At 40.6% G+C, this 3,154-nt stretch carries 4 protein-coding genes; all 4 read left to right on the forward strand.

Going from position 1 to position 3,154, the window contains the following annotated elements:
- Positions 1-699, forward strand: a 699-nt coding sequence (locus ACR2MV_RS08055) for a C-GCAxxG-C-C family (seleno)protein (protein WP_434021396.1), incomplete at its 5' end; no start/stop codon positions are given.
- A gap of 405 nt (positions 700-1,104) precedes the next feature.
- Positions 1,105-1,356: a CBU_0592 family membrane protein gene (locus tag ACR2MV_RS08060; RefSeq protein WP_434021397.1), complete on the forward strand. Its 252-nt coding sequence runs from the start codon at positions 1,105-1,107 to the stop codon at positions 1,354-1,356.
- Positions 1,357-1,361: 5 nt separating this feature from the next.
- Positions 1,362-1,769, forward strand: a complete 408-nt coding sequence (locus ACR2MV_RS08065; protein WP_434021398.1) for a septal ring lytic transglycosylase RlpA family protein — start codon at positions 1,362-1,364, stop codon at positions 1,767-1,769.
- A gap of 102 nt (positions 1,770-1,871) precedes the next feature.
- Positions 1,872-3,154 (forward strand): SPFH domain-containing protein (locus ACR2MV_RS08070; protein WP_434021399.1); only part of this gene is annotated, 1,283 nt, incomplete at its 3' end.

Raw genomic sequence — 3,154 nt, forward strand, 5'->3', positions numbered from 1 at the left:
CTTGATCCATTGTCTGGCGGTATTATGCAGGAAGGCTATCAATGTGGTATGTTATGGGGTGTCTCACTGGCCGTTGGTGCCGAAGCGTATAAAACCTGCGCACATACCTCTCAGGCCATTATTGTAGCTATTGAGGCCAGCAAGTTATTAATGGAAAGTTTTATTGCCAAAGAGCATACGAGTCAGTGCATAGAAATTACCGATTGTAATTTTAAAAACAACCTGAGCTTTGCTAAATACATGATCAGTGGTCGGTTTTTGCATTGTTTTCAACTGGCCGAAGACTGGGCACCACAAGCCGTTAAAAAAGCACGGGAGTCATTGGCTTTAAAGCCACATAATTTTAATTTTTCAATGAGCTGTGCTACCGAGGTAGCAAAAAAAATGGGCGCTTCAGATAAAGAGGCTATTATGGTGGCAGGCTTTGCAGGAGGATTGGGCTTGTCTGGCAGCGGATGTGGGGCTTTAAGCGCCGCAATCTGGATGCATGCTCTGTCATGGTGCCGCGATCATAAAAAAGGTTCTGCGATGAAAAATGCACGGGCGGGCGAACTGCTTTCTTCTTTTTTAGTGCAACATGAAGGCCAATTTACCTGCGAGGAGATTTGCAGCAAGCAATTTTCCGGTGTTGATGAACATACTAATTATCTGATGAAAGGTGGCTGTCATCAATTGATTTCAGATCTCAGTAGTTTCTAAATTGTTGATTAGCTGTCTTTTTTGAGTATTTAACAGAAAATTCATGGTCCGGCTTATTTTTAATCAATAAAAATTAAAGATTTAGTTAAATACTTAAATTTTTTTTAATAGTTTTATACCTCATATTTGTTGAAATAGTCTCCCCTATAATGTCGAAGGAATGAACAATTCGATAGCGAATCTGCTATTGTCTTGCAATATGTATGGTCTTTTTTGAAGGAGTGGTTTGTTTGTTCTTGAATGAAAAAAATCAACTTTTTTACGGAAAACCATAAAAATATTTTATCGACAGTTGTTTAATTTACTGTTAGTTAAAAAGCGGTGCTTTCGGGGCTCTTATCATAGATCTTTGTTAGCAATGTAACCCGCCGGGGCGGAGCCGTAGCATGTTTAAATGAATTTTATATGTTTTTGGGATTGGAGATCGTAGATTGGATCGGGTTTGTTGGTGTTTTTCAAATTCTGCTGGCTTATATTCTCAATGTTAGAAATTTGGTGAAAAAAGGGGACCTCAGTTTTATTTTATTGAATTTAACAGGTGCCTCATTGGCCTGCCTGGCTTCATATATGATGAATTACTGGCCTTTTATTTTATTAGAGGGTATTTGGGCCTTTGTATCTTTGTTAGCCTTGTTTTCATATTTTAAGAAAGTGTGATTGTGATGAGAAAGAATAAGCGTGTCAAGTTCTTATCCGCAATGGTGTATCAGCGAAAGATCTTCCTGTGTTTTTTCTTTCTACTGGGTAGCTTGTTATACACTGGAAGCGTTTATGGTCAACAGCAGGAAACAGGAGTGGCGTCTTTTTACAATGATCAATTACAGGGCAGACGCACAGCGAGCGGCGAAGTATATGATACCATCAGAATGACCGCAGCACATCGGAGCATTCCGTTTTCAACAAAGGTAAAAGTGACCCATCTTGATACTAAAAAATCTGTGATTGTTATTGTCAACGACAGAGGACCCTTTGTTGAAGGACGTGTGATCGATCTGTCGAAAGCGGCGGCAAAAGAGCTTGATTTTTTAGAGAAGGGTTTGGCAAAAGTTTCGATCGAAATTATAGAATGACACTCTGTCATTCTTTTTTATTTCTACTCGTTAACAACATTTATATAAACCAGATGCAAGGCATCCGGGAGAATTTTAGTATTAATTTTTAATTTATTTCAAATGACCATAATCGGTTTTATCTTCATTATAGTAGCGCTAGTTTTAGCGATTTTAATCAATGTATATAGAATAACCCCTGTTGAAGGAGCGGCTGAAGTGCCACCTAGTTTTATGCAAAAGATGCTCAATCCCTGGACCGCTAGAAGATCCGTACTGCTCGGCCTTGTTGGGGTAGCTTTTATTGCTGTAAGCGGTTTGTTTTTTTATAACCCGGCCGGAACGGCCACCGCTATTCAGTATTTATGGGGTGGAGATGCTGCGGTAACAACTCAGGGTGTGAAATTGAAGTTCTGGGGCAAGACCATTCCTATTTCTTTTGAAATCGCCTTGCAGGATATGGTGAAGGAATTTGATCAGGAAGGTAAAAAAGTATTTCAATACAGAACGGAAGAAGGTATTTACCATCGAAGTGCACAAACAAGAGAATTTGCTGATGCGATCAAGGCAGACATTGCCGCTGCTTTAATTGTATCGATCAATTATAACAATGAGGAGCTATTTCTTGAAATGGCGGATAAAAACAGATCGGAAAGCAAACTTGTGTACGCCAGAATCTATCCCGTGTATGATCAGGCCCTGAAAAACACCTGTAAACTAATGGATGCACAGGATTATATTTCAGGTGCATCTTCACAATTTGATTATTATTTAAAAGACCAGATGGAGAATGGGATGTACCTGACAGAAGAGGTGTACGAAGAAATTGATGTGAGTCCGATTTCTACGCTTGATTCTGCCAGAACAGTGGCCAAAGGAAAGATCATGAACAATGAAAAGCGTGAAAAACGCTATAGAATACGAAAGGATGAAAACGGAGAGCCTATTCGCGACGCCTCTAATTCCTTGCAACGCTACGGTCTTACCGTACAGCAGGTAGCCGTGACCAGTATCGATTGGGAAGCCAGTTTTGACAACAGGCTGAAAGACCAGAAAGAACAGGTGGCCCAGACACAATTAGAGAAGCAGGAGGCTGAAAAGGAATACTATGCCACCCAAAAAGCCATTGCCAAGGGAGAAAGAGAAAAGGCTGAGACCCGTGTAAAATTGGAAAAGGTACAGTTGGAGCAAACAATTACGGCAGAAACAGCGGCAAAAACAGCTTCTTACAAGGAACAGGAAGAGACCAATTTGCTTGCTGCAGCCAGAAAATCCGCTCAGAAGATTCGAGTGATTGCCGATGCGGAGGCTTATGAGATCTCTAAAAAAGTATCCGCTGGTATTACTCCTGAAAAAAGACTGCAAATGGAGCTGGATGCCAGTGTTCAAAGGACAGAAGCCCTGGC

This window comes from Lutimonas sp. (assembly GCF_051011215.1).
Lineage (GTDB): Bacteria > Bacteroidota > Bacteroidia > Flavobacteriales > Flavobacteriaceae > Lutimonas.